This window comes from Lederbergia sp. NSJ-179, assembly GCF_022867885.1.
In the GTDB taxonomy this organism is placed as follows: Bacteria; Bacillota; Bacilli; order Bacillales; family Bacillaceae_C; genus Lederbergia.
Map to the genome: position 1 here is coordinate 1 of NZ_JALIFP010000004.1, position 26,748 is coordinate 26,748.

Annotated in this window: 23 protein-coding genes and 1 pseudogene; 19 read left to right on the forward strand and 5 right to left on the reverse strand. The window is 37.6% G+C overall.

The genetic code is table 11. From position 1 onward, the window contains the following. Positions 1-334: 334 nt before the first annotated feature. From MUB24_RS04310 to MUB24_RS04330, 5 genes and pseudogenes are all read left to right on the forward strand, one after another. Positions 335-706 (forward strand): annotated as a pseudogene (locus tag MUB24_RS04310) (Tn3 family transposase); the annotation flags it as partial. A 112-nt stretch (positions 707-818) separates the two neighbouring features. Then, the gene (locus MUB24_RS04315; RefSeq protein WP_244701730.1) at positions 819-1,682 is read left to right on the forward strand and encodes a helix-turn-helix transcriptional regulator; all 864 of its coding nucleotides are present in this window, start codon (positions 819-821) and stop codon (positions 1,680-1,682) included. A 162-nt stretch (positions 1,683-1,844) separates the two neighbouring features. Beyond that, a complete protein-coding gene (locus MUB24_RS04320; RefSeq protein ID WP_244701734.1) occupies positions 1,845-3,164 on the forward strand; it encodes an ABC transporter substrate-binding protein in 1,320 nt (439 codons plus the stop codon). Between the two features lie 462 nt (positions 3,165-3,626). Further along, the gene (locus tag MUB24_RS04325; RefSeq protein ID WP_244701737.1) at positions 3,627-4,517 is read left to right on the forward strand and encodes an RpnC/YadD family protein; all 891 of its coding nucleotides are present in this window, start codon (positions 3,627-3,629) and stop codon (positions 4,515-4,517) included. Between the two features lie 84 nt (positions 4,518-4,601). Continuing rightward, positions 4,602-4,841: a hypothetical protein gene (locus MUB24_RS04330; protein ID WP_244701740.1), complete on the forward strand. Its 240-nt coding sequence runs from the start codon at positions 4,602-4,604 to the stop codon at positions 4,839-4,841. A 315-nt stretch (positions 4,842-5,156) separates the two neighbouring features. Here MUB24_RS04330 and MUB24_RS04335 read toward each other — a convergent pair whose 3' ends face one another. Further along, complete coding sequence (locus MUB24_RS04335; RefSeq protein ID WP_244701743.1) at positions 5,157-5,480, reverse strand: hypothetical protein; 324 nt, start codon at positions 5,478-5,480, stop codon at positions 5,157-5,159. A gap of 800 nt (positions 5,481-6,280) precedes the next feature. Between MUB24_RS04335 and MUB24_RS04340 the strand changes: the two genes are divergently transcribed. The 4 genes from MUB24_RS04340 to MUB24_RS04355 all read left to right on the forward strand — a co-directional run bounded on the left by MUB24_RS04340 (position 6,281) and on the right by MUB24_RS04355 (position 8,610). Beyond that, on the forward strand, positions 6,281-6,616 hold the full coding sequence (locus MUB24_RS04340; RefSeq protein WP_244701746.1) for a type 2 periplasmic-binding domain-containing protein: 336 nt from the start codon (positions 6,281-6,283) through the stop codon (positions 6,614-6,616). A gap of 506 nt (positions 6,617-7,122) precedes the next feature. Then, on the forward strand, positions 7,123-7,578 hold the full coding sequence (locus tag MUB24_RS04345; RefSeq protein ID WP_244701749.1) for a DUF2269 family protein: 456 nt from the start codon (positions 7,123-7,125) through the stop codon (positions 7,576-7,578). A gap of 107 nt (positions 7,579-7,685) precedes the next feature. Further along, positions 7,686-7,886 (forward strand): YjfB family protein, encoded by a 201-nt coding sequence (locus tag MUB24_RS04350; protein WP_244701751.1) that lies wholly within the window; start codon positions 7,686-7,688, stop codon positions 7,884-7,886. A gap of 376 nt (positions 7,887-8,262) precedes the next feature. Next, entirely contained in the window at positions 8,263-8,610 is a 348-nt protein-coding gene (locus tag MUB24_RS04355; RefSeq protein WP_244701753.1) for a hypothetical protein, read from the forward strand. Positions 8,611-8,780: 170 nt separating this feature from the next. Here the strand turns inward: MUB24_RS04355 and MUB24_RS04360 are convergent, their stop codons facing one another. Further along, positions 8,781-8,978, reverse strand: a complete 198-nt coding sequence (locus MUB24_RS04360; RefSeq protein WP_244701755.1) for a hypothetical protein — start codon at positions 8,976-8,978, stop codon at positions 8,781-8,783. 274 nt (positions 8,979-9,252) lie between these two features. On the opposite strand from MUB24_RS04360, the gene MUB24_RS04365 reads away from it, so the two are divergent. Together MUB24_RS04365 and MUB24_RS04370 are read left to right on the forward strand one after the other, a co-directional pair. Continuing rightward, positions 9,253-9,750: a PTS sugar transporter subunit IIA gene (locus MUB24_RS04365; protein WP_244701757.1), complete on the forward strand. Its 498-nt coding sequence runs from the start codon at positions 9,253-9,255 to the stop codon at positions 9,748-9,750. A gap of 161 nt (positions 9,751-9,911) precedes the next feature. Further along, a complete protein-coding gene (locus MUB24_RS04370; protein ID WP_244701759.1) occupies positions 9,912-11,462 on the forward strand; it encodes a plasmid pRiA4b ORF-3 family protein in 1,551 nt (516 codons plus the stop codon). A gap of 32 nt (positions 11,463-11,494) precedes the next feature. On the opposite strand, the gene MUB24_RS04375 is transcribed toward MUB24_RS04370, so the two are convergent. Both MUB24_RS04375 and MUB24_RS04380 read right to left on the reverse strand, forming a co-directional pair. Beyond that, the gene (locus MUB24_RS04375; protein WP_244701761.1) at positions 11,495-11,959 is read right to left on the reverse strand and encodes an NUDIX hydrolase; all 465 of its coding nucleotides are present in this window, start codon (positions 11,957-11,959) and stop codon (positions 11,495-11,497) included. Positions 11,960-12,265: 306 nt separating this feature from the next. Further along, positions 12,266-13,291, reverse strand: coding sequence for a substrate-binding domain-containing protein (locus tag MUB24_RS04380; RefSeq protein WP_244701764.1), 1,026 nt, complete (start codon positions 13,289-13,291; stop codon positions 12,266-12,268). A 305-nt stretch (positions 13,292-13,596) separates the two neighbouring features. Here MUB24_RS04380 and MUB24_RS04385 point away from each other — a divergent pair, with 305 nt between their 5' ends. The 7 genes from MUB24_RS04385 to MUB24_RS04415 all read left to right on the forward strand — a co-directional run bounded on the left by MUB24_RS04385 (position 13,597) and on the right by MUB24_RS04415 (position 24,295). Further along, positions 13,597-15,393, forward strand: a complete 1,797-nt coding sequence (locus MUB24_RS04385; protein WP_244701766.1) for a sensor histidine kinase — start codon at positions 13,597-13,599, stop codon at positions 15,391-15,393. Next, positions 15,394-16,947 carry a response regulator transcription factor gene (locus MUB24_RS04390; RefSeq protein WP_244701768.1) on the forward strand — a complete coding sequence of 518 codons (1,554 nt, stop codon included), beginning with the start codon at positions 15,394-15,396 and terminating at the stop codon, positions 16,945-16,947. A 151-nt stretch (positions 16,948-17,098) separates the two neighbouring features. Further along, complete coding sequence (locus tag MUB24_RS04395) at positions 17,099-18,070, forward strand: ABC transporter permease (protein ID WP_244701770.1); 972 nt, start codon at positions 17,099-17,101, stop codon at positions 18,068-18,070. A gap of 13 nt (positions 18,071-18,083) precedes the next feature. Then, positions 18,084-18,998, forward strand: a complete 915-nt coding sequence (locus tag MUB24_RS04400) for a carbohydrate ABC transporter permease (protein WP_244701772.1) — start codon at positions 18,084-18,086, stop codon at positions 18,996-18,998. Between the two features lie 66 nt (positions 18,999-19,064). After that, positions 19,065-20,747 carry an ABC transporter substrate-binding protein gene (locus MUB24_RS04405; RefSeq protein WP_244701774.1) on the forward strand — a complete coding sequence of 561 codons (1,683 nt, stop codon included), beginning with the start codon at positions 19,065-19,067 and terminating at the stop codon, positions 20,745-20,747. An 83-nt stretch (positions 20,748-20,830) separates the two neighbouring features. Continuing rightward, positions 20,831-23,374 carry a beta-mannosidase gene (locus tag MUB24_RS04410; RefSeq protein ID WP_244701776.1) on the forward strand — a complete coding sequence of 848 codons (2,544 nt, stop codon included), beginning with the start codon at positions 20,831-20,833 and terminating at the stop codon, positions 23,372-23,374. A 147-nt stretch (positions 23,375-23,521) separates the two neighbouring features. Continuing rightward, a complete protein-coding gene (locus tag MUB24_RS04415; protein ID WP_244701778.1) occupies positions 23,522-24,295 on the forward strand; it encodes a hypothetical protein in 774 nt (257 codons plus the stop codon). Between the two features lie 404 nt (positions 24,296-24,699). Here MUB24_RS04415 and MUB24_RS04420 read toward each other — a convergent pair whose 3' ends face one another. Then, complete coding sequence (locus tag MUB24_RS04420) at positions 24,700-25,629, reverse strand: aldo/keto reductase (RefSeq protein ID WP_244701781.1); 930 nt, start codon at positions 25,627-25,629, stop codon at positions 24,700-24,702. A 397-nt stretch (positions 25,630-26,026) separates the two neighbouring features. On the opposite strand from MUB24_RS04420, the gene MUB24_RS04425 reads away from it, so the two are divergent. Continuing rightward, a complete protein-coding gene (locus tag MUB24_RS04425) occupies positions 26,027-26,545 on the forward strand; it encodes a diguanylate cyclase domain-containing protein (RefSeq protein WP_244701785.1) in 519 nt (172 codons plus the stop codon). Positions 26,546-26,748 lie beyond the last annotated feature (203 nt).

Genomic DNA, 26,748 nt, shown 5'->3' on the forward strand with positions numbered 1-26,748 from the left:
TTGCCGTGAAAATTCCAAGAGAGACGAGAGAGGCCATCGCCAGGGCCGTTAGTCTGATCTCTAAAGGTGAATAAAGCTGATATGAATTTCGCAACGTGAGAATGAGATGCAAGTGAGAGACGTTTTTTCTTATTGAACAAACGGGGATCGCATGTTGAATAAGAATCTCTCTGAAAAACGACATAAATAATCAAAATAATGAGTATTTATTTGGTTTCTGTCTAGGGACTCTTGTCCATTCCACCACAAAATCCGAAGACCCAAGTTTTTTAAATAAGATTGAGTTCGTATCCATCTTTTCTTTAATTTCGTTTAACAAATGACTTGGAGCATTATTTTGAATTACATTTCGGATGAATCATTAAGAAGAAAAATACAAAGAGGATTGAATAAAGGAGAAGCCATGAATGGATTAGCAAGAGCTATTTTCTTTGGAAAACAAGGTGAGCTTAGGGAAAGAACCATACAGCATCAATTACAAAGGGCCAGTGCTTTAAATATAATCATCAATGCCATCAGTATCTGGAATACCTTACATCTAACAAAAGCAGTTGAATATCAAAAACAGTCTGTTAGTTTTAATGAAGATTTGTTACACCATATGTCGCCTCTAGGTTGGGAACATATTAATTTGCTAGGAGAATACCATTTTAATTCAGAGAAAATAGTCTCGTTAGATTCTTTAAGACCATTGAAACTTTCTTAACGTTGTTAAAAATGGGGGAATCGTCCCGAAAATGCGCTTAACGTTGTAAATCCGCATTTTCCTGACAGTACCCCTAATGGAAGTTTTCAACAAAGAAAAGGGGGTTAGTAGATTGAAACATCGCTGGTTCCGTTTTGATTATAAGAAAGATAAGCATCATTCCATGGATTATCATTCCCATCGTGAATTTGAAATTTTTTATTTTCATGAAGGAAAAGCGAAAATTATTATTCAACATCGTATTTTCGACTTACAACCTGGCGATATTGTATTGCTAAATGGATTAACGCCTCATCATACATGTACGATGCCACCACATCCTTATGTACGAACAACGGTAGAATTTTTACCAGAATTTATTGCCTTGATATTAAAATCTATGAAATTGATCGAATTATTTGATGTATTTTTAGCGTTGAATAATTCGATTATTCGAATGAAAGACCAAACAGATTTAGTATATTTTAAGGATTGTATTGCAAGGCTAAATCATTTGATAAGCCGTAGAGATAACAATCAAATCAATTATTCACTTGTTGAAGGGCAAGTGAAAAATATTATTATCGATCTTTTATTTGAGATCAATCATTTAGCTCAATCCCCGCTTGCTGAAATTATATCTAACAAAAGTGAAAAGGATACATTAATGGAAAAAATGTTAGACTGGATTATGAAAAATCATATGAAACAGTTAACATTGGATCAAATGTCCAAAGAGTTCCATATATCTAAACGGCATATTACCCAGCTATTTAGAGATATTCTAGGAATGACTGTTATGGAATATGTCATGCGTTGCCGAATTGATCATGCAAAAATTTTGCTTGAAATAAAACCAAATAAACAAATATCTGATATTGCACTAGAAGTTGGGTTTAAAAATAGTGCCCATTTTAGTCGATACTTCAGTGAAAAAACGGGAGTACCACCATCTCGGTTCAGACGTGAAAGAATCGCGGCACATCATAATAACTGATACCTATCTAATAAATACATATTAAATCACTTCCTTTAGAGACAAATGCTTGCTGTATTCTCTCCTTTACAGATAAGAAACCTTCAGAATATTATAATATAATATTAACAACGCTGAACATACAAAAGGTCGGCAAAAAAACTAAAAGGGGGAGAATAACAGTTGATTAGAAAGCGCTTACTGCTTATTCTAGGTCTTTTATTAAGTATGATGCTATTAGTTGCATGTTCGGATTCGTCAGAAAAAGGAAGCACGAATAACACAGAGAATGCGAGTGAGTATATTTCTTCAAATGGTGGAAATAACGCAGAAGATGAAACAAAAGAAGAAATCACGATGCGTTTCTGGTATCCAGGTGAGCCTGAAGCAGTTGAAAAACGTTTAAAAGAAGTGTTCCCACATATTACATTTGAATGGGAAAATATCCAAGTAGTCAACGCGTATAAGGAAACAATTGAAGAGGAAATTTCGAAAAAGAAACTTCCAGATATTATGGTCTTAACAGACTACAGTTTAAGTGTTTTAAAAGGATATGACATGCTGTTTGATTTAACACCGTTCATTGAAAAGCACGAACTAGATATGAGTGATTGGCCAGAATATCGCATAAAAGCGATGCATGCCCATAAACCTGATGATAATGGAATTTATTCCTTACCTGGTCAGTTAACATACCACGGATTGGCATACAATAAAGAAGTGTTCGATAAGTTCGGTGTACCCTATCCGACAGACGATATGACATGGGAAGAAGTCATTGATCTTGCACGTAAAGTAACAGGTGAGCGAGATGGAGTACAGTACCGCGGATTAGACATAGCGTTAGATCCGCAAATGGTAGGGATGCTTGATGATTGGCTTGTAGATGCAGATGATGAAGTACATTTTGAAAACCGTGAGGATGTAAAAAGAGTACTCTCTTTAATAGAAGAAGTTGCGTCTATTTCTGGGAATATCCCAGATAATGGAAAAGAAGATTTCTTTGATCCGTGGAGCTACGGCATTTATAATGAGCGAAATGTTGCGATGGCCCTTCATGCACGTTATATTGCTAAAGGGTTAGCAGAGTCGGCTGAGGAAAGTGATATGGACTTTGACTTTGTCAGTTGGCCCCTTTTAGATAAAGATCATCCAAATCAACCATATACTGACGGTACTTTCTATGCGATTTCACCATATTCCGAATATCCTGATGAGGCATTTAAAGTGATTGAATATTTAATTTCAGACGAATGGATTAAGGATAGCGACCCACTTGATTATAATATGGAAATTCTTAAAGACAAGAATATGGAAGCATTTACGCGGCATCCATTAAATGTTCCTGACGGCAGAGCTTCTGAGCATCAAGTTACAGGTAGATGGTTATTTGGTAAAACTGCAAATAGAATTATTTACGAAGGTATTGATATAAATTCCGCGATTCGAGAGGCTCAAGAAGAAGCTGAAACGATGATTAAAGAGGCAAAAGGTTCCGATTAGAAAATAAATGTAAGTGAAAGCAATGGCGTATTTTGAGCCATTGCTTTTTCCAAATCTGTACCTCATGCTGATAGAAATGTCCGCGTTCAATGCAGTAGCCACCTGGATTTGTCGAATCAGGAGCGGTCGCTTGGTGATTTCTATTATGGGTTATTAGAGAAAGATCCTATTAATCGACTAGGACGCCCAGAGGAAATTACTCATGCGATTATCTTTTGAGCTGAAAACGAATGGTACAAGGACAACCGTGATGGTTGATGGTGAATGAAAAAGTAAAAATAAATTAAGCATGAAAAAATCATCCCGGGTAATTGAAAATCTTGGGATGATTTTTTTCTGAAATAAAAAATTCCTTTCGCTATTGTTTTAAAAAACACTTGTTCTTATTGTGCAAATATGCTACTCTATACTTAGACCCTCACCATTGAAATGACACCACTACATAATAAAGGTTGTGGTACCATGACTGTCCTCTCCATTGTAAAAGAAAAACCCTCCCCTTATACAAAACATGACCAACTGTTCAAACAACTGATTCACACATTTTTTAAAGATTTTTTAGAAGTGTTTTTTCCAGAGGTGCATGAAAATATTGATTTTCATGCCATTCGCCCGTTATCGGAAGAGGTGTACACCGATTTGATTGAAGGAAGGACACGGCGTCTTGATATCGTTGTCGAAACGAAGTTGAAGGGAACGGATGTAGTGATCATTGTCCACGTTGAGCCACAAAGTTCTGCTCAAACGTATTTTCATGAACGAATGTATCAATATTTCAGTTTACTCTACAACAAGTATCGGAAGCCTATTATCCCCATCGCCGTTTTGACTTACCCAGAAAACTGGGAAAAGAAAAAATACACCATGGCCTTTCCCTTTTTTCATGTATTGACGTTTAACTATCTCACGTTGCATTTACGGAAGCAAAACTGGCGCAAATTTGTTCATTCAAATAACCCGGTAGCGGCTGCATTAATCAGCAAAATGGGCTATACAGACAATGAGAGAATACAAGTGAAATTTGAATTTTTGAAAATGATGACAAAAATGAAACTGGATCCGGCCAAACAACGACTAGTATACGGCTTTTTTGAAACGTATCTAAAATTAGATGTTGAAGAGGAGGAAAAGCTAATGGAGGAAATCCAAAAATTACCAGATGCCGAAAAAATTATGGAATTGCCTATTTCGTATGAAGAAAGAGGGAAGATAATTGGTAGACAGGAAGGAAAAGTGGAAGGGAAACAAGAAGTTGCATTACAAATGCTAAAAAAAGACCTTCCTCTTGATTTAATCGTTGAGGTTACCCAGTTAGATCGACGAGAGATTGAAAGGCTCCGGAAGCTGGTTTAAATCCTATCTCCTTTTTATTTTCTCCATTTGGGACTCGTTGTTGCAATCAAGGGGCTTGTATTTAACCAGCTAAATATAATAAGTTTGATTACCGAAATTGAGAATTATTATGAAACAACCGACTTTGCTTTATTAGTAACGTACCATTTGGATCTAAGTTATTTAAATGGAAAAAGTGAAGAGGAGTATGGAGGTTGGACGATTGGATACAAAATGCCCAATCATTCTGATATTCTCATTGCCATTTTGAAGGAGAGGATATTTTTGCACCTTAGGCTGGAAAAAAAACGTTCGATTCTAAAGGTGAACAATACAGTGCCTTAACGGAGGAAATATACGTAGACGCATGTGGGGTGAAAGGCATCGGCGAGACCCCGCAGTGCGAATGAGGATCAAGGGCTAAGTACGCGCCGTCCTGGCGGCAGGCTCACAGCGCAACGTTCTGTTGCTTCGCCTGCACTAGTACGTCCTTGTACGTCGCAACGCCTTTGTGACCTACATCCTGTAGGACTGAGGAGGCTCACCAGCTGCCCGCTGAAAGCGAGGTATGTTTCGGGATTGGTTTATATGCACCAACCATAGTCTCTAGTTAATTAGGAATTTACTTTGATAGAAACACTCCTTAACTAGTCATGATAGCTATTGCTCTACACTCTCCTTGGTAACGGAAATGCCAAATTTGCTTAATTCCTTATGGATCATTTGGCTATCCGCTAAACCTTGTTGGTAAGCATATTCTGCCATCAAACCCTCTGCAAAGTCCCAAGCCATTTCCAATTCATCAAGAAGTTCTCTTTGTGTATCGGTAGTTAGGGCTTCGCTTAATTGTGCAGAAATCTCTTTCCTTTTCAAAACAGCCGAATCGTACTCTGGATCTTCTTTAGCTTTCTTCCAAGCAACTTGAAAAACACGTTCCTCGATAATTTTGGTAAAAGCTTTTTGTACAACAGATTTCTTAATCATAATCATCCTCCTCGTTTTTTACCCTTGCCGATAGGAGGACATCCCTTGTATAATAAAGGAGCAACCTCTTCGGAGGGTGTGTTTTCTAGGGAGTCGAGTCTCTTGTCGGGGATACGACTTCCTTCTCATTTTGCCTTATCTTTCAAAGAGACGATCAATCTTTAAGCGATATACCTAATTTGCGCTATTTTGACTTTTAATGCTTTACGGAGTTCTTTACAAGTTCTATTTGTAAGGGTTTTCCTTTCCGGATAATCACCTCCTCTTCACTAAATGTAGTATATTTACTATTATTTCCAGCCAAGTAGTATTTTCAAAAAAAAGGACCACTATTATTTGTAGTCTTTAACCCATTAACCCAATAATCATTTTTTATTCCCGTAAATTGATTCATAACTTCAAGTGATGATTCGACTATTGTACAGAGTTCATTTCGGGAATGTAAATTAAATTCAAACTTAATGAATTTGTTACTAGAATACACGTTTGGTGTAATAGAAGATCTAAATCTATTTTTTTAGTTCTGTCAGCAGCGCTGCCTGAGTGGAATAAGGGGAGTGAGTAGACGATGAATAAATGACCATTTGTATTATAGCTTATTTGGTAAAATATTGAAACTCGCTTAGACGGTCATTTTATTTGAGGTGTAAATGATAAAAATGAGGTGAAATTTATGTCTGATTATCTGACTTTTTGAGAGAGAAACAAAATGAATATGTTCAAGATCAAGTAGATTGGAATAAGGTTAAAGTGGAATGGATTCAGCAATTAAAAGAATTTATGAATGATATAAAAAGTATTTGATCTATCCACTTGATGATCTGATTGCGAAAAGTGATTTTAACCTGGAGGATCTTAATTTAGTTTCGTTTGCTCATTCTTATGATCCAGAAGGAAGATTGATAGGGCTGCCAGATGGTGTAGGATTTAAAGCTTTATTTTATAATAAGGATATTTTTGATTTGTTTGGAGTGGAGTATCCTACTGGTGAGATTACTTGGGATGAGGGAATGGAACTTGCGAAACAAATGACTGGAGAAAGAAACGGTCAAGAGTATACGGGATTGGTTTTTGATGAACCGAAAATCCCGTTAGAACAATGGGCAGTTAGAGCAATAAAGATAGATTGGGCATGACCCATTTCTTATAATGTGATCTAAATCACATTCATTCATCCATTGTTAGGATATGATAAAATATAAGTGTACGAAGAGGGATAAAAGTGACAGAACCCCGTTTATAGATATTATATAGTCAAATTGGTGCGGGGATGGTTGGAAGATTGGTTCATTCCTTTTATCCGAAGGTTTATTCTAATCTAATTATTAGTCCGCTCTTTCAAGGAGATATGGAGGATATTTACTCATGCAGTTTCTTGAGGGTCCTCCCTTATATAGCTAAGTATATGGACAACCTTCATGCGATGACGTCTTCCCTTGAAATGACACCGATTCGTGCAGGGAATTGGTTGAAATATATATAAGAGGCCTTTGATGAGGTGGGATTGAGCGACGATCCAGCAGGGGAGTTTTTCTTCCTGCGTTTGGCGCAGGTTGCTGCGATTATGGTGAATAGTGAAGAAGAAAAGGATTCCCAAGTCTGAAAAGGGAATCCTATTATTTAGGGGAAATGGGGTATATAATTGAATACTTTTTATACAATACTTGTGTTTATTCACATCTTTTCTGCCATTCTTGGCATGGGCCCTGGCTTTGTATTGAGTATGATACCAAAATCCGCCCAAACCATGACAGAACTGCGTCATGCGTATAAAATTAAGCATCACCTACATATTTTAGTGATGATTGGCGGGACATTACTTCTGATTACTGGCTTATTAATGGGAATGATTCATCCGTATCTTTTTCGAATGGGCTGGTATCTAGTAAGCTTATTCTTATTTTTTGTGGCGCTAGCGATGGGGCCGTTCGTCTTAAAGCCTTTATCCATTCCGGTAAAAGAAACGGTGAACCATCATCAGGGAGAAGAAATTCCAAAAGAATATACACGATTATCGAAAAGACTTGGTATATATGAGAATGTAGAAAATTTCCTTTTTCTAATAATCATCGCCTTAATGATTCTAAAACCATTTTAAAAAATGGTTTTAGAATGACACAACTTCCATACCTAAACAAATCTTCCTCTATGTCGATATAGTTAATTGAACCATATTTTCGTTAAGAAGAACGGGGAGGAATGATCTTGGATATCGCAGGGCTCTCAATGGCACTGAATCAGGTACAGCTTCAGCAACAGGCCTCCATTCTAGTCACAAAGAAAGTGATGGAAATGACTGGGGAACAAGGGGAGGCAATAAAGACATTACTGGAATCTGCTCATATTTCTGCGATTCAGCATGCGGCCCAGCCTCATTTAGGCAGCCATATTGATCTCACACGCTAAAGTCTCTTATAGTAGCAGCTCTTTTAGGCATAACGATAGAACACCTGGGGAAGAAGTCCTTCTTTTTCTCGGTTTCTATGTTTATGTCTTTTTTTAATGAACAAAAACCCATTTTAAAAACTTATTTGCGGACCGGTTTAATCAGGAGCGAATTTAACTGATTTGATGAAAAGGATCTAAATACGGTTGAAAAATCATTTTCCCTATCGTATGATATATATTGTTCGTTATTGGAAAAATATGTATAAAAATATGCTTTTGAAAATATGTCACATTTTTTATGTGAAAAAGTATACAATTTTACGTTTGAAACGAGGTAATGGTCGTCACTATGATGATTGTTTGATTATTACATGAATAGAGTGGGGTGTAAGAATTGTCGCTAAGAGAGCTTTCAAGGTATGATGTCTTATTATCACAATTTCAAGTTGGAGATTTAGCAATCGCCCAGACAAAACAACAATCATTGGATAGACTCTTTCATTATATATATGAACATACAGATCTTTTATATTTATCCTTTATGCGTAAGGAAATACTAATCAATTACTTACAATATCATGCATTGGATCAATTTCAAACGCTCTCCTTTAACGAGGTTATGAAAGATATTAAGTTTTTTATTCGTTTTTTAAAAAATAATAAAGAAATTAACTGTCATATAGACTTGGACCTTAGCTTGCTTCATGAGGACTTATGGAAATCCATTTTGAAAACAAATTAGGTACAAACCATTTTGACCTCAACAAAGTTAATGTAGAATTACTATTCTGATAAACGTCATATGAAGCCATAGGACATTCATAAAGGTTGAAAGCTTCGCAATCTTGTGAAGAAAATGACAAGGTTGAAAATTTTCGCAATCTCAGAAAAGGAACGGAGCAAGTTCTATAATCATTTCATAAAGATCCATAGTAGCGGTTCCATTATCACAGTCCCTAAATAGTTGACAGCAACTGGTATACTTGGTTGCTGCATAAATTTACTTGGTTTTAAGAGGATGTTCAAAAAGTCCGGTAAAAAGACATAAGCGAATTTCTTCGTTGGCTTGCTTTTCCGCTGCTCATTAACTACATACGTTCCGCTGCTCAAAGGCTACGCCGCCTCGAACTTTCGACGCACAGGACGTGCTAGTGTCGGCGTTGCTGACAGGACGTCAGCGCCTTTAGCCGACGGGTCCTTTTATCCTCCTTTTTGAACGCGCTCCTTAATGAAGTTGGGACCTTCTTAATTCTCCTATCTCCACCCTTGTTTTCTTTGAATTCCATTAGATTAAAATTCCTTTTTAAGTAGCATATTATTTGGATGGATTGAAAATTGCGGTATAGGAACAATAAAGCAATTGGTAAAGAAGGAGAGCGGGCACATGTTCAAGAATCTATTCAAGAAAGGTTCTAAAGAAAACAGGGAAATCATAGCTCCCGTTGCAGGTGAGGTGGTTCCTTTAGCGCAAGTTCCTGATCCTGTTTTTAGCGAAAAAATGATGGGGGACGGGATTGCCATACAACCATCAGATGGAAAAATTGTCTCACCTGTTGATGGAAAAATCATTCTAATTGCAAAAACGAAGCATGCGATTGGTGTGAAAGCGAAAGACGGGGCAGAAATTCTGATCCATGTTGGCTTGGAGACTGTTTCCTTAGAAGGAAAAGGATTTACAATTCTCGTGGAAAATGAGGAAAATGTAGTGGTGGGACAACCTCTTATGGAGGTGGATTGGGATTATATTGGCACCCATGCGAAAAGTAGCGTTACCCCGATTATTATCACGAAAGCGAGTGAAGATGGACCACCGTATCAGCCAATTGGTGAAGGGAGAGCGATTGCAGGGGAAACGGTTATTTTAACCACCGCTGATTTATAAAGTTTGAAAATTTATTTCATGTTGGGCAACTTTTTCCATGGGACCTCTGGTTTTGGATTCGGTACGGGATTTGTTGATTCGTTTTAGTTTCATGCATGACTCCCCTAGAATTTTATCCTAGAATGATTTACACTAAAGGAAAAGCACGATGAGGTGACAACTTGATTTATCAATTTAAAGTACAATTGATTGGATTTCGTCCTCCCATTTGGAGGAGATTACAGGTTGATGCGGATATGACCTTTTCTGATTTTCATCGAGTTTTACAGACGGCATTTGATTGGGAAGATTATCATTTACACACGTATAGGATGACAAGATCTGGGGGTAAAAAAATTGAACCATTTGAAATTGGAACTGTAGATGAGTATGATCTTTTTTCACCTTTATATAAAGAGGAGGAAGCTGTGCTTTCAGACTTCTTTTTGAAGGAGAAGGACCGTGCTGTCTATACCTATGATTTTGGTGATGATTGGAATCATGAAATTGTCTTAGAAAAGGTTTTGGCGCCTGAAAATGGGGTTTCGTATCCTTTATGTGTCAAGGCGATGAGGGAAGCACCAGAAGAAGATAGTCGTGGGATGTATTTGGATGGTGTTTCTCCAGAAGAAACAATGAACACTGCTGATTTGACCCGTTATATTAATGAAGAGTTAGAGCATTTTTTAGAGCCAGAATTCCCTGAACAAAAGGAGCCGGATTTTGATTGGCCCCGTCTTCTAAAGGCTGCAAAGGAATTGAATCAATTAGCTCCATGGAACATACTAGAGAGTGATGATATTTATATTATCGTTGATCCTATTACAGAAGAGCGCTTATTTTGTAGTGTTCTTGGAAAAGCAAGTGAGGTTTATGGTCTCGCTGTTTATATTGGGAAAGAAGGCTTTGAATCCTTACTTCAAATAATGAATCGAAAAACAGAAAGTGAATTTGAACTTTCACAAAAGCAAAGAGCTGTTTTATTATCCTTTGTCAATCGTGATGAGCTAGAAAAAGAGGATTATGAATTAATTAAAGCAGCAGGGATTCCTTTTAGAGGAAAAAACCAGTGGCCAGAATTTCGGAGTTATCTTCCAGGCTATTATCCTTGGATGATTGATCGGGAAGAAGCAAGACTCCTCTTACTCGCAATCGAACAATTTCCCTACTTGTTTCAAGATATAAAAGAAAAGAAACTAATTCCTTCTGGATTACTCGAAGAAGAATGGATAGCTAGGACTCCCCAATTAAGTACAAATGGAGATATAATTTGGAAAACCGACTATGTCACTTCGGCCATTTTAAATTGGGATTTAACAAATAAGGAGGAGTATCCCCTTTACATCTCGGAATTGGATGTAAAAAGAATTTCTAAATACAAAAAGGACAAGTCTGTGGTAGAATTTGATTGCTTTCCAGTCAATATGCCTGTTCAAGAAAAAGCTGGAGATCGCCCTTATTTTCCCAATCTTACGGTTGCGATTGATCAAGAAAGTGGAATGGTCCTGTTTCAGGAAATGCAAAGCGGACAGAATTCTGCAGAACAATGTCAGCTTGCCTTTGTAAAATTTCTGCAAAATCGTCATACCATTCCAACTGAAATTTGGGTATCAGAAACGGTTTATGAGATGCTTTTTCCAATAAAAATTCCTTTTGCTTCCAGTCTTATAGAGGCGGAGGTATTACCAGGGATGCTTGAGTTTAAACATTTGTTAGAACAAATGCAGATGTGAAAATGGAACCGATATCCGGTTCCATTTTCCTTTTAGATAGGCTTCCTTTGCGTAAGATAGGTTTCGATCGCTTTACGGTGACTGCCTACCATTTTATCTGGTAAATGAGAAAGGGGAAAAAAACTCACTTGAAGTGATTCATTATCATGCACATGCGGCTTGCCTTGTTTTATATCCTTTGTCATATAAACAATCGTGACAACAAAAAATTCATCGCCATTCTCCGCCTTTACGAAATAATTTTCCCCAGAAAAAACGGCGATCAATTCTAATTCCCCAATCGTTAAGCCGGTTTCTTCCCACACCTCTCTGTGTGCACATTCCTCAGTTGATTCCGATAATTCCATTAAACCGCCCGGCAACCCCCAAACACCAAATGGATATTTTCGTTGCTGTAAAAGTACCTCATTTTGTCCATTCAGAATAATCACAATTGACCCTGTGAGTATTAATGGCCTATGCCCCACTAATTTTCGTAAATCTTCGACATATCCCATCTTTTTCATTCCTTTCGGACAATAAAACTTCCTTACTCTTATTATATCGCTTTCAGCTTTTATTTTCTTTAGGTGAATGGTTGATTCTTGATTTAGCCAATGAATGGGGCATTTGCTGAGCCCTCAATTGTTTAATTCCCTAAATAGGGTAACGACCACTTGCTTTGCTGAGTCTTGAATTGTTTAAATCCTTGAATGGGGTAACAGCCACTTGCTTCGCTGAGCCCTTAAATCGTTTTATCCCGTGAAGGAGGTGCTTATGGGTAGACTTTATCCGTATCATGATAAATTTAGAAATCGGCTGAATCATATTTCTTGTTTATTTTTCAGAAGCTGTACGGAATTTCTGTAAACGATTTTGCCTTTAATTTGAACTCTTCCGTAATTTCTTTGCTCTCCTTTTATCTTTTCATGGATGAAGGTCACCGCTGTTTTTGCCATTTCTTCGATATTGACTTCTACTGTTGTGAGACCCGGTTCTGTGATTGTGGCAAAAATATCATTATCAAAGCCAACAATAGAGAAATCGGTTGGTATTTGGTAACCCAAACTTTTTAATTTTCCAACCAATAGATGAGCAACTTGATCACAGTTACAGACAAAGGCTGTTGGGAGCCTGCCTTCTGGAAGTTCAATTTCCGTAAGGGTTCCATGCTCATCTCGGTCGCTTAAAATAAAATCTTGCTCTAATTTTATCCCATGCTCTAATAACGATTTGTAATACCCGAGAAAGCGATCTTGGATACTACTTGTTGAGTAAATATTGCCAACAAAAGCGATTTCGCGGTGGCCATTATGAAAGAGATAGTTCGTTATTTCATAAGCACCGTAAAAGTTGTCTGTCGTGACGGCAGCAATGTCGGAATGTTCATCATAAAAATCCATAAAAACAATCGGTAGTTCTATCGTTTTTAACCTTTTTATATATGGCTTATGAATTTGGCCAAGAACGATATAGCCATCAATTTTTTGCTCCATATAAGTCCTAGGCAAGGTCTGATTTTCTTCATCTTTTGTTGATAAAATATGTAAAATGCCATAATAGCCTGCGTCTTCAAGAGCTTTGGAGATAGATTGGTAAAAGTACATATAAAACGATTGTACGACATTCGTATAACGTTCAGGAATAATCACACCAATATTGTGTGAAAGGCCATCTCTAATCGATCTTGCAGCTGTATTAAAACGATAGCCCATTTCCTTAGCAATTTCTTTAATTCTGTCCTTCAGTTCATCACTTACGCCTTCCTTATCATTTAATGCTTTTGATATCGTGACACTACTCACACCAATCTTTTCAGCAATTTCCTTCATGGTTACATTATTTTTCATTTTGCATCCCTTTCCCCTGTTTGGTATACCCTTCTTCAAGCAAATCACAAGTATTTGCTTATATATTTTTTTTGCCAAAAAAAAGCCTTTGTTTATCGATAACTTTATATATTCATAATATCAATGTTTATATTATAGCGTAAATTCCAGTGTTATGAAGAAAAATTAGCATAAAAGTAACTTTGTTATTACTTTTTTGGAGATAGTATATTAAACTGGATATACAAGATTTAAAAAGGGGCATTGGATTGCGAACAAAATAGATTGGGAAATCTCTCACGATTGGGTAAGGGATGAACATTTGAATGAAAATGAATGGATTATCGATTAAGAAAAAGCTGACTGACATGAAATTACAAAATAAATTATTTTTATCTTTTGTTTTGGTCGTTTTTGTTCCTGTTATGATTGTAGGCGCTTTTTTAACGAATGAGCTACGACAATTTGCGCTTGATGATGCTGTGAAACAGGAAACTGAGAATATAGAGAGAGTTAAGAAAAGAACAATCGAAGTGTTAAAAGTTCCTTTATACCTATCTAATAATCTCTTTTTTGATCAACGGTTACAACAAATTGTCAATACGAAATTTGAAACCACTTATGATGTTTTTGCTGCCTACCGAGAGTACAACACATTGAATAATTACCGGAGTACGTATTCTCAAGAGATTCAAACGATTCGATTTTATATGGACAATCCAACCTTGTTAAATAACTGGCAAATCATTCCTGCTACTTCACAAGTGATGAATACTAGCTGGTATAAGAATGCGGCGAATGGGAGGCGATTAGCGAGATGGGTGTATATGGAAGACGAGACAAATCAACAGCAAAAGTATATAAGTTTAGTTCGTAAAATTAACTTTATGGATAGTAATACGTATGGTGTGCTAGTCATAAGTGTGAACACGGATACTCTCAATTTAATTCTATCTCAGGAGTCATCTCCCATGATTTTGATAGATGATCAAAATCATGTAATTGCATCGAATCGACCGGAATACACGACAACACAATTAAAAAAAATAATGGATTTACATTCAACTACAGGGAAGAAAGATGGGACCTATCATGGATTAGTAGATGGGGATGATTCCTATATTTTTATGGATGAAATTGCCGTTGAAGATAGTGTGAATCAATTAAGAGTGGTTTCGATTATTTCTAATCAAGCCATTGTAGAAAATGCCAAACGATTTGGGAAAATGGGATTGCTTGTGGTAACGATTAGTGTTTGCATAGCTTTGTGCTTAATTTATTATTTTTCAAAGTTCCTATCTAACCGCTTATTGAAATTAAGTGAACAGATTAATGAAGTGGGAAGGGGAAATTTTGATACTCCAATTTTAATTGAAGGGGAAGATGAGATTGGTCAGTTGTCCAAGCAACTTCAAATCATGGCTATGAATACAAAGCAGCTTCTCCATGAAGTAGAGGAATCGAATAAACAAAAAAGATTATTAGAAAGGAAACAAAATAAAATCAAGTTTAAAATGATGGCCAGTCAAATTAATCCACATTTTTTGTTTAATGCCCTTGAATCGATTCGAATGAGAGCGAATTTGAATGGACAGAGGGACATCGGAAGAATTGTTCAATTACTAGGCAGATTAATGCGTAATAGTATAGAAGTTGGAACAGGTAAAGTAAGACTTAGTCATGAAATCGAAATAGTGAAATGTTATCTCGAAATCCAAAAGTTCCGCTATGAAGAAAGGGTTCATTATGAATTAGCAGTCGACCCAGGGACAATGGAGCAACAGATACCACCACTTATTATCCAGCCTTTGGTAGAAAATGCCATTATTCATGGTATCGAAAATATCGAGAGCGGTGGTCAAGTTCATGTGAAAACGGAAAGGACAACAGCCGGAATCCTTGTTGAAGTGATCGATAATGGAGTGGGGATTAGTGAAAAGAAAATGGATGAAATCAAAACGATGTTGGATGAGAGGGAAGAAAAAGAAGGAATTCGGATCGGTTTACGCAATGTTCATCAAAGACTACTACTTACATACGAGGGAAATTCTGGCCTAATCATTCACAGTGAACAAGGAATGGGGACGAAGATTTCCTTTTTAATACCTATAGGAGGAGTATAGATGTATAAAGTATTGATTGTGGATGATGAACCAGCAATACGACAAGGATTGGCTACACTTATACCGTGGGAGGAATTTGGGTTTGATCTGGTGAATACGGCGGTAAATGGCAGGGATGCCCTTGAAAAGCATCATCAAATGCCCCCTCATTTAATGATTGTTGATATTAAAATGCCAGGTATGTCAGGTATTGAGCTGATGGAAAAAATTCGGAAAATAGATGAAAAGGTACATTTCTTAATTCTAAGTGGGTACGCTGAATTTGATCATGCAAAAAAAGCGATTGCCTTTGGTGTGGATGGTTATTTGTTAAAACCAGTTGTAGAAGAGGAGTTAATGGAATATTTAACAGAGTTAAAGCCGAAATTGGAACATGAAGAAGAATATTTACGACTGCAAACAAAAATAGAAGGAGAGCATCGAAACAAATTGATTCATGCTGTGTTGATGGGGGATCAGAGCGAGGAAATACAAGCATTTATTATGCATCAACTAGATTGGGATCATTACCAAATTTTATTGATGCAAATCGATGCGAGGCAGGAGAGTAACACAGTCATAAATAAGCTTCAAACTCTATTAAAAAAGATGTTTCCTCCAGAAAGGGGGATCGTATTTTCCTTTAGCCCTTATCTAGGGATCTTGCTCCATGTCGATTTTACCAATAAAACGGTCCTTCATCAAAGCCTGCAAGCTGGGGTGGATAAGGAAAACTTTGACTGGATAGCGGCCCTTTCAGAACCGACCGCTGATATAGAAAATCTGCCAGCTGTTTTCCAAGCTGTTTCAAGCCTATTACAAAACCGGTTTTTCTATGAGGAAAATGAACTGCTAACTAGTGATTCAAAGCCCTTTTTTCGGTTAGAGCAAGAGAAAGAATGGAAACGAGAGAAGATCAATCCTTCTAAGGAAGTCGATAAACTACTATACGCCATTGACATCGGGGATCAGCAATCAATCGAAAGAATTTGCGTCGATATCGCTAAAAAGCTGGTCTATTCAGAAGTTGGAGAAGCTGAGATAAAAAGGAGTTTTATTCATCTCCTTTCTACCGTATTCAATAAGCTTATGTATCAATATAAAGACAAGACTGAAATGTTATCAAGTATATTAATTAGAGTAATGGAGATTGAAAAACGGACCACGATCAAGCAATTATTAACATATGTTCATTCATTAGTCATGGAAGTTGTCGAGCAAATGGATGATGGAAATTCGGATATCATTGTAAAAAAAATGATGAATCTTATTGAACGCCATTATGATAAACATATCAAGCTGGACAGTTTGGCAGAAATACTTAATTATAATCGGGCCTATTTAGGTCAATTGTTCAAAGATTATACAGGGGAGTATTTTAATACGTATCTCGATAAAGTGCGAATTGAAAACGGGAAAAGACTGCTATTACAGGATCTGAAAATCTATCAAGTAGCAGAGCGAGTCGGCTATTCTAATGTCGACTATTTTCACGGAAAGTTTAAAAAATATGTAGGAATGACACCAACTGAATATCGAAAAAGTAAAAAACGTAAGCAAGAGAAAAAAAGGTAGACTCATCACCCTGTCAATGGGATGGTCTACCTTTTTTGGAAAAAACCAGCGAAATTCTGACATTATTATATGAAATGAGTCATAATTTTATAGGTATTTTTACCGAGATCAATAAGTTAAAATAAACTTATCGATAAAGGAGGGGGACTAAATGGAGGCGGCAAAAAAGAAACCGCATCCTTTATTGGATGCAAAAAATAAAAAATTAAAAACACGTAGTTTCTGGAAGACCTTTTTCTCCCAAAAAGTGCTGTATATGATGTCACTTCCTTTTGTTTTATGGGTTTTTGTATTTAATTATCTCCCTGTATGGGGATGGACGATGGCGTTTCAAAATTTCAGGCCGGGAAGAGCTTTTTTTGACCAAGAATGGGTAGGATTAAAGCATTTTATTACCTTGTTTAGTGATGAACGCTTTTATTTAACGCTACGGAATACATTGGCGATGAGTTTACTAAGCTTGACGATTGGCTTTGTTGTTCCGATTATTTTTGCCGTGTTACTAAATGAAGTTCGTCATCGCTTATTTAAACGTACTGTGCAAACGGTTACGTATTTACCCCATTTTGTTTCGTGGGTGGTTGTAGCTGGAATTGTGACCAAAATGTTATCAACAGATGGTGGGGTTGTGAATGATCTCCTTTTACATTTTGCCATCATAGATAAGCCCTTTCAATTTATGGCACATGGGTCATGGTTTTGGGGGATCGTAACAGCAGCAGACTTATGGAAAGAAGTGGGTTGGAACGCGATTATCTTTTTAGCGGCCATTGCCGGTCTTGATTCCCAGCTTTATGAAGCAGCGAAAGTAGATGGGGCTGGCAGGTTAAGACAAATTTGGCATCTCACACTACCAGGCATTCGACCAACCATTTTGGTTGTGTTGATTTTAAATATTGGGCATTTAGTCAGCATTGGATTTGAAAAACAAATGCTATTAGGGAATTCTCTCGTTGTGGATTATTCCGAGGTATTAGAATTATATGCGCTTAATTATGGGATTGGATTAGGGCAATTTTCTTACGGTACCGCGCTTGGAATCTTTAATTCAGTTGTAAGTATCTTCCTATTATTCCTTGCAAACGGTATATTTAAGCGTTATTCAAATCAGAGTGTGATGTAAGGTGGGAGGATGGATGGCAACGAAAAGAGTGTTAAATAAATCAACGTATAAAGATTATCTATTCGATATTTTGAATTATACCTTTCTAATTATTGTAATGATCGTGACGTTATATCCTTTTTTAAACGTGTTGGCGATTTCTTTAAATGAATCAACGGATACGGTTCGAGGCGGTATTTATATATGGCCACGCGAATTTACATTCAATAATTATCTGGAAATAGCAAAATACGATAACTTAATAACTGGTTTTACAAACTCTGTTCTACGAACGGTCATCGGTACTGTTTTCGGCGTTTTTATTCAAGCAATGGTGGCCTTTACGTTAAGCCGAACTGATTTTCAGGGTAGGAGATTTGTTTCAACTGTTATCGTGTTAACCATGTATTTTTCAGGTGGCTTAATTCCAGGTTATATGCTGATCAGAGATTTACATTTAATGAATACTTTTTGGGTGTATATTTTACCTGGTTTGGTTAGTGCCTTTAATATTATCATTATCCGCTCCTTTATGGATGGTTTGCCGTTTTCACTACAAGAATCGGCGAAAATGGATGGTGCCAATGATTTTACTATTTTTTACAAGATTATCTTACCGCTTTGTAAACCGGTGCTTGCCACAATTGCCTTATTTGTTGCGGTTGGACAATGGAATAACTGGTTTGATAATTACCTGTATAACAGTATGAATGAAAACTTAACTACGTTACAGTATGAGCTGATGAAGATTCTGGAAAACACGACAATGGGTGGGAACGTGGATGCGAATCAGATGCGTCCAAACGCCGCACAACAAGCTCAGATGGTATCCCCAGAATCGATTAAAATGGCGATTACAATGGTAACAGTTATTCCGATTGTTTTAGTTTATCCATTTCTACAAAAATACTTTATTCAAGGTATGACTTTAGGAGCAGTAAAGCAATAATCATTTTGGTAAAAACAGGATGACCTGACCTGTCTATACAATATATATTAAAGGGGAGAAAAAGGGATGAGATCTTTCAAAAAGATTTTTAGTTTGGTTTTTATCGCTGCTTTAATGGTTTTTACGGCAGCATGTTCAAATTCTGAGAAAGGAGCTTCAGGAAAAGAAGATAGCTCATCCGGGGATGATGACAAATCGATTACCCTAACTGTGTTTGATTCCGATGCGAATGCAGATTGGGAAAAAATGGAGAGTCCCATTGGCCAAAAGATTAAAGAAGATACTGGGGTAACACTGAAGCCTGAATTTGATATTGATGGAGGACAACAAAAAATCGCTCTCATGGCAGCTAGTGGAGAATATCCTGATATGATTTTACCGAAGGGTGAAGCTGGAACATTGGTCGATGCTGGTGCATTAATCGATCTTACCGAACTTATTGAAGAGCATGCACCAAATCTAAAGAAAATGATTGGCGATAATATGAATCGATTAAAATGGAGTAAGGATGATCCATCCATTTATATTATTCCAAATGCCGCAGTTGATAATCAAGCGATGTATCCTGGTTACGGGGCACTTGTTCAACATGCGGTTGTAAAAGAATTAGGCTATCCTGAAATGAGAACACTCGAAGATTTGGAAAATGTGCTTCGTGAATATTACAAAAAACATCCTGAAATCGATGGACAACCAACAATCCCACTGACACTACAAACGGATGGTTGGCGGTTCCAAGCTGCAACTCTAAATAGCGGATTTATGATGACGGGTGCTGGGGATGATGGTGAATATTATGTAGATCCAGACACCTATGAAGCAACACTACATTATCGTCGTCCCATTGAAAAGGAAGTGTTCCGTTGGTATAACCATATGAATGACGAAGGATTACTAGATCCAGAATCTTTTGTACAAAAAGATGAACAATTTTTATCCAAACTTTCTACAGGTCGAGCATTAGCAACGATTGCTCCAGACTATATGGTAGGAGAAGCGCAAAATGCTCTACGTGATGCAGGTAAATTTGATAGAATGTATGGAATGTATCCCATCACATTGAGTGAAGAATATAAATCCCATGTTTACCAAAGTCCTGGTTTCCAAGCCGGTTGGGGAATTGGTATTACCGTCGATTGTGAGGACCCTGTTCGTGCGATTAAATTCCTCGATTATCTAGTATCAGAAGAAACACAAGTCATGTTGAACTGGGGTCTTGAAGGGGAACATTATGAGATTGTAGATGGAAAACGTGTCATTCCGGAAGATGTATGGGAGTATCGTAATAATAATAAAGACTTTGCCAAGGAAACAGGAATTGGCTATAACTTCCAACGTTTCGCACCACGCTATGGTGATGGTGTTTTAGACTCAACAGGACAAACCTATACAGTAGCTACGCGTGAACAACAAATCGAAAGTCAAACAGATGTAGAAAAAGAAGTATTAAAAGCTTATGGTGTTGAATTATGGAAAGATCTATATCCACAAATGGATGAGTTTGAAGTTAAACCTTGGGGGGCTGCTTACAATATCCCGATTCCAGGCGGTTCTGCTCTTGAAGTGAAGAATCAAAGAATGTTAGATATCACGTTCAAACGTATCCCCGAGGCTATTCTTGCAGATCCTGATGACTATGATAAGGTATGGGATACATTTATGAAGGATCTAGATAAAGCAGGGGTCGAGGATGCCGAAAAAGAATTTACAAAAATTATCCAAGATACAGTTGAATTGTGGAGTAAATAAGAGATACACTCAGAGGAGGGGTCCAGTTTTAATGGACCCCTTTCCACAATTTTACAAACAACGAAGAATGATGGGGGATCTTTATGGCAATGAAAAAGTTGGTTTTAAGTAAATGGAAGTTTAAGCAGAGTGATCGCCAGGACTGGTTACCAGCGAAAGTTCCTGGTTGTGTTCATACGGATTTATTAAGGAATAAGCAAATCCCCGATCCTTTTTACGGAAAAAATGAGGTGGACTCGCAATGGATTGACAAGCAGGATTGGGAATATCAAACGAGCTTTAATCTACCAGAAGAGGTGTTTGGTCAATCGAATATTGAGCTTGTTTTCGATGGCTTAGATACATATGCCGAGGTCTATTTAAATGAAGAACATCTTCTATCAGCCAATAATATGTTCCGTTCTTGGAAAGTTAATATTAAGTCATTTGTCAGAAAGGAAAACAATCGTTTACAGATTTATTTCCGTTCTCCTATCCAGGAAGATCTCGTTAAATTGGAAAAACTAGGGTATGATTTACCGGCATCAAATGACCATTCAGAAGATGGAGGACTCGGGGATAAAAAGGTTAGTGTTTTTGCTCGAAAGGCCCCCTATCATTATGGTTGGGATTGGGGTCCGAGATTTGTGACAAGTGGTATTTGGAAAGAAGTTCGAATTGAGAGTTGGTCAGAGCTAAGGATTGCAGATCTCTTCATTCAGCAAAAAAAGGTGGATGCGGAGAAGGCTGTACTAACAGCTGTCATAGATATTCAATCGGATCAGCAATGGAATGGAAAATTAAAGCTTACATCTGAGGATTTGCAACTTGATCAAAGTCTAGAATTACAAGCCGGAAAAAATGTGATTGAGGTCGATTTTTCGATTGAACATCCAAAGCTTTGGTGGAGTCGAGGACTTGGGGAGCAAAATTTCTATTCATTCACTGCAAGTTTAATAGAGAAAGAAAAAGTTGTTACAGAGAAATCCATTAGAACAGGTTTACGATCGATTCGATTAGTGAGGGATAAAGATTCATTAGGAACAAGTTTTTATATAGAACTTAATGGTGTGCCTGTGTTTGCAAAGGGTGCTAACCATATTCCAAATGATAGCTTTGAAACAGAGGTCACCTATGAACGGTATCGCCATGAGATTGCAAGTGCTGCGGAAGCGAATATGAATATGCTTCGAGTATGGGGCGGCGGGATCTATGAATATGAAGATTTCTACCATTTATGTGATGAATATGGGATTCTCGTTTGGCAGGATTTTATGTTTGCTTGTAGCATGTACCCTGGTGACGAAGCCTTTCTAGACAATGTTCGAGCAGAGGCAGAGGAGAATGTGAAGCGTCTGAGAAATCACCCTTCTATCGCTTTATGGTGTGGGAATAATGAAATCGATGCAGCTTGGGCCCATTACGATGAAAAGATAGGCTGGGGTTGGAAACAACAATACACTCCTGAAATTCGCGAGGAAATCTGGAGTCACTATGAAGCCATTTTCCATCGTGTTCTTCCTGAAGTGATAGAAGCATATGCACCTGGCGCAGCATATTGGCCATCCTCGCCAATGAATGATTTATCGGGAACCGCAAGCCAGCATTCTAGAAGTACTTCTACAGGCGGTGATATTCATTATTGGGATGTTTGGCATGGATTAAAGCCTTTAGAAGACTATAAACAGTATATTGGCCGGTTTATGAGTGAGTACGGCTTTCAGTCATTTCCAGAATTGAAAACCGTGCAGACATATGCGGAAGAGAAAGATATGGCATTAGAATCAGATGTTATGCTTCACCATCAAAAAAATGATGCAGGCAATCGCCTCATAAAAGAGTATATGGAGATGTATTTTAAAGAACCGCAGGATTTTCCGTCCTTTTTATATATGAGTCATATTTTGCAAGCGGAAGCGATGAAGATGGCGATTGAAGCGCATCGCATGAAGAAACCGTATTGTATGGGCACCTTGTTTTGGCAAATGAATGATTGTTGGCCCGTTGCTTCATGGGCAAGTATGGATTATTACGGACGCTGGAAGGCCGTGCAATATATCGCAAAAAGAAGCTATCAAGATGTCGCTGTGATGATCAATGGAGCAGAGAAAACGGTGGAAGTTCATCTAATTTCCGATATTCTTTCAGAAGTATTAGGTACGCTGACGATTCAGCTATTTGATTTTAAAGGAAATTGCTTATATAAAACGACGAAAGATGTAATCTTAAAAGCTAATGCAGCCCAAACTGAAGCAACTCTACAAGCAGAGGAATTATTAAAAGGGCTTGATGCTAACAAGGTCGTCTTATGTGCAACACTCGAGTCGGAAGGACAGATCATCGATCAGAAGGAATATTATTTTAAACGGATGAAAGAGATTGACCTTTCTCAACCAACAATTACTATAGAAGAAGTAGAGGAAAGTAATGGCACAGAATTTATATTGAATACAGATTTCCTTGCCAAGAATGTTTGGCTTGATGTCGATCAAGAGGGGATTTTCAATGATAATTATTTTGATTTAATTCCAGGTATTCCGAAAAAAGTAAGCTTTTTTGCCCGTTCCAATCAAGATCAACCATTTGTACTGGCCAGTCCTCGTAAAATTATTGTGCAATCAATGGTTGATTTCATTAAACAAGATTAATCCGGCTGAGGTAAGTTTCAGTGAATGCGGGTAGGAATGGAAGAGGCTAACATAATTAAAATAGGAATGAAATTTATAAATTGTTTTTCATAATTCACTCCAAAAAGGGAAAACTATTTATACGACTCAACGACTTGGAGGGGTTTTATGAATAAACAATTTGCACTCATATTCTTAACCTTTGTTGTCTGTTTCTCCTTTTCCATACCAAGTATTGCCGCTGAAAAAGGGAAGGCTATACTGGAATATAAGCATGATGTGACGGGGGACGGAAAACCGGATGAAATTATGGTATATGGGATTCCGTTTAAAGGAGGTTCTCCTTATTACCAAAAAGTCTGGGCAGAGATCATCACCTCTGAAGGTCAAAAGCTGAAAATTGATTATGAGGGCGGCTATGAACCCAAGCTCGATTTTGCGGATTTGAATCATGATGGTGTGAAGGATATTTTATATTCCAGTGCGACTGGAGGAAGTGGTGGCATTTATAATTACGCCTTGCATACAGCCAAAGGGGGAAAGGTAAAAGAAATTCCTCTTCCAACTCCGCTCGCTATTCAAGGATATTTTGACCAAGATTTTGTTGCTGTCATTAAAATTCCAGGTATGAAGAATGCCATTACTCTTGATTTATGGAGCAGAAGAAAGGATTATATCTCGACGGGTCTATACCAGAAAAATGGACAGCTTAATGAACCAACCGAATTAATGATTGATCCTATTGCCTTTTTTGAAGTCATTAAAATCAAGGATAAAGAAGGTTTTGGCCTTAAAGGATATCGGCAAATCAGTGGTGCCTACCATGCAGATCAACTTGGGGTCGTTGAAACAGAATGGTATTTTGAAAATGGAGAGTGGCATCCCGTTCATATCGAATGGAAAGCAACTGATTATAAAAAGAAAGAGAAGAAAAACCGTTGAAATTTTTTCGACGGTTTTTAAGCTTACTAGGCCCAATAAGTGAAGCCATAAAAATTCAGTTGCCAGGGACGAGCAGTCCATGACGCCCGAAGAGTGAGGAAAAAGGGAAAAACGGTCGCCAAGGGGCGTTCATGACGCCCGAAGAGTGAAGAAGATAGGGAAAACGGTCGTCAAGAGGCGTTTATGACGCCCGAAGAGTGAGAGAAACCGGAAAAACGGTCGTCAAGGATCTCAAAGGGTCTGAAAAAATCAAAATTCAACGAAAAAAGAAGCTAATTCCCTACATATATAGGTCGCTAGCTTCTTTTTTCTAACAGCCTAAGCTTCCACGGAAACTCAACTTTCAACTAAGTCTATGGAACAAGGCTTTTTTAGATCCGTAATTTATACACCAACATTCCTAATTATTTCCGTAAATCCAGCCATTGAATTTCCTCTTCGGTTAGCCGGATATCAGCAGCTTCGCGACAGGAAACCATTTCCTGCTTATTCTGTGGTCCGATGATGGCTGCAGTTGGAAAGGCTTGATTCAAGACATAGGCAAGACTTATTTGGATCGTTTCAACGCCTTTTTCTTTGGCTAATTGTTCGGCACGTCGATAACGCTCCCAGTTTTCGTCATTATAAAAAACCCGAACCAAATCTTCATTCGAACGATCCTCTGGTGTGAACCGACCAGTGAAAAATCCACGTGCCTGTGAGGACCAAGAGAAAAGCGGCATCTGACTATTTTCATGCCAAGTCATGATGTCATCATCCACAGAAATACAGCCAGCCCAGTATGGTTCCTTCGCTTTCGCTAGACTAAGATTAGGACTACTAAAACTAAAGCCAATTAAACCATGTTTTTCAGCATAATCATTCGCTTCTTGCAATCGTTCTGCTGACCAATTGGAACCACCAAAAGCACCAATTCGACCTGCCTCTACATGGGCATTCAAAATTTCAAGTATTTCCCCCACTGGAACATTTGGATCATCCCGATGGAGAGCATACAGTTCCACATAATCTGTACGCAATCTTTCTAAGCTAATGTTTAATTCTTTATCAATCGCCTGTTTATTAACTTGTGGCCCCTTCGCATTGGGATGTCCGCCTTTCGTTAAAATAATCACATCATCTCGACGTTTATTTTCTTCCATCCAAATGCCAATCGCCTCTTCGCTTTTTCCGCCAGCATAAATAAAAGCAGTGTCAATCGTATTACCGCCAATCTCGAGATAATTATTCAGTACCTCAGTAACAAGATCTATTTTATCCGGAGCAAAATAATCTGAACCCATAACAAGACTCGATACTTGTTTATCCATTCCTTTTACACGAATACTTTTCATACATGTGCCTCCATTTTTGTTCAATTGCTTTTCGGCTGAATTCAATGCTGCTTTCACAGCTCCCATTCCGCTATAAGATTTCCGTTAAATTTCTTTGAATCGTTTCGATTTTGTCGTCTAAGAAGTAGGGTGTAAACGGCGCCAATTTCTTGTTGCTTAGAAATGTATAAAATTCTAGCTTGTGGATAAATGGTTTTCAAACTTGCAGTTCCCAATCCTCAACGTAATTTTTCCAAAGCTCCAACTCCTTTGCTATTTTTCATGATTAGTATAGCACATCATGTAAGCAGTAACAGTAGATAAATAAGATTATCAAAAAACTATTTTCACTTAGTTGCTTCTTAGTGTAAAGTTTGTCGGAATTTTGCTAAGTACTGTCCACAAAGGACGTGTTTATATGGATTTAAATCAGATGGATCCCGATAATAGTTTGAATAAGTCTGTTAAACCAGATTCCTTCATCGGTTTGCATTCTTATGATGATTTCCTGAAACTGGTGGATAGAAAGGGAAAAGCCTTACGATTAAGCGAAAAAGTTTATCTTATTTACGTTCAGCTAGATCAATTCACGCAGATTCAGGATATCCTCGGAAGCCAATACGCCGAGCTCGTATTAAAAACCATGAGACAACGCTTGCAAAAGGTCATTAAAAGATTAGGATTTGCTTCCTATAATGGCGGGGGATTTTTTTGTCTCTGTCTATTAGATAAGCTGCTAGAAAAAAACATTCATAAAGTAATGGAGGAAATAACTCGAACTCTGGTATCACCAATATATATTCAAGATCAGAAAGTTTATTCCACTTACAGTTATGGAATAAGCTGCTATCCTGAACATGGGGAAAAGGCAAAGGATTGCATGCAAAAAGCAAAGATTGCTTTAAATAGGGAGAAGAATAAGATTATTCGTGATTAAAGCGAATTACAGTCATGAGACGGATCATGAAATGCGAGAAGACTTTTTTACAAGGTAAGAAAGCATAAAAATTGGCTAATGTTTGGATCTAGCTCCAGCGCCTAGCCCCGAGAGGCTCGCAGGATGCGAGTCCATCGGCGTTGCCACAGGACGTGGCGACCTTAGCCGATGTTCCACTAAATAACCTGAGACAATAAAAGTCA